At 71.3% G+C, this 1,387-nt stretch carries 1 protein-coding gene and 1 pseudogene; both read left to right on the forward strand.

From position 1 onward, the window contains the following. A partial coding sequence (locus EBH09_RS14185) for a glycerophosphoryl diester phosphodiesterase membrane domain-containing protein (protein ID WP_121747282.1) occupies positions 1-930 on the forward strand: 930 nt, incomplete at its 5' end. A gap of 64 nt (positions 931-994) precedes the next feature. Continuing rightward, positions 995-1,387, forward strand: a pseudogene (locus EBH09_RS14190) (hypothetical protein); the annotation flags it as partial.

Raw genomic sequence — 1,387 nt, forward strand, 5'->3', positions numbered from 1 at the left:
CTCGACGGCGCGGTCTCCACCATGCGCACCTACTGGCGCACCGTCCTCGGCATCTCGCTGACCGTCGCGGTCTTCACGGAGATCATCGTCGTACTTCTCCAGGGCCTCGTCCTGGACAACACCAGCACGGAGGCCCTCAACGACCCCGACGCCACCCTGAGCGAACTCGGCGACGCCCTGGCCGACACCACGATCAACTCGGGTGTCATCTTCCTGATCTCCCTGATCGGCACCGTCCTGGCCACCGCCCTGCTGACCACCGTCACCAGCCGCGCCGTACTCGGCAGGCCGGTGACCACCGGTGAGGCCTGGCGGGACGCCCGCCCCCAGGTGCTGAAGCTGTTCGGCCTGATCGTGCTGCTGCTGCTCATCGTCTTCGGCATCGTCATGGCCGGCCTGGCACCCGGTCTCCTCGTCACGGCCGCGGGAGGCGGCGACGCGGGCGTTGCCCTGACCGTCCTGGGCTTCCTGGCGGCCGGCGTAGTCGCGGTGTGGCTCATGGTCCGCTTCTCGCTGGCGTCCCCCGCGCTGATGCTGGAGAAGCAGGGCATCAAGAAGGCGATGGGCCGCTCCGTGAAGCTGGTGCGCGGCTCCTGGTGGCGGGTCTTCGGCATCCAACTGCTCGCCACCATCATCGCGAACGTCGTCGCGTCGATCATCGTCATCCCCTTCGCCTTTCTCGCCGCGGCCCTCGGCGGCGACGGCGTAGGCGGCTTCCTGGAGGGCACCGGGGACCTCGGCTGGACGTTCCTCGTGGTCAGCGGGATCGGCTCGGTGATCGGCTCGATGATCACCTTCCCGATCACGGCCGGCGTCGCCGTCCTGCTCTACATCGACCAGCGCATCCGCCGCGAGGCCCTCGACCTCGAACTGGCCCGTGCCGCCGGCCTTCCGGGCACCGGCGCTCCCGGCACCACCCCGGGGAGCTGATGCGGCGGTGAGCCGGGCGGGGGGAGTTCTCACAGAAGCGCTGTCACGCACCGCCGTACGGACGTTGTCGCGCACCGGCGACACCTCGGTGCTGTCGCTGCCGCGCTCCGGCGACGAACCGCCGGTGACGATCCCGCGCGACCCCGCGCGGGAGGCCGCGCGGCGCGAGCTGTCCAAGCGGATGTACCACGAGAACGACCCCGGCTGGTTCCAGCGGGCCCTGAACGCCTTCTGGGACTGGATCGACGAACTGTTCAGCAGCGCGTCCACCGCGACTCCCGGAGGGACGTTCGGCCTGATCGTCATCATCGTGGCCGTAGTGGCCGCGTTGGGCGCCCTCTGGTGGCGCCTGGGCACCCCGCGCCGCCAACCGACCGCGGCCCCCGCCCTGTTCGACGACCGCCCCCGCAGCGCCGCCGACCACCGCGCCGCCGCCGAGGCGCACGCCGCCCAGGGC

The sequence above is a fragment of the Streptomyces sp. E2N166 genome (genome assembly GCF_003671715.1).
Taxonomy (GTDB): Bacteria; Actinomycetota; Actinomycetes; order Streptomycetales; family Streptomycetaceae; genus Streptomyces; species Streptomyces thinghirensis.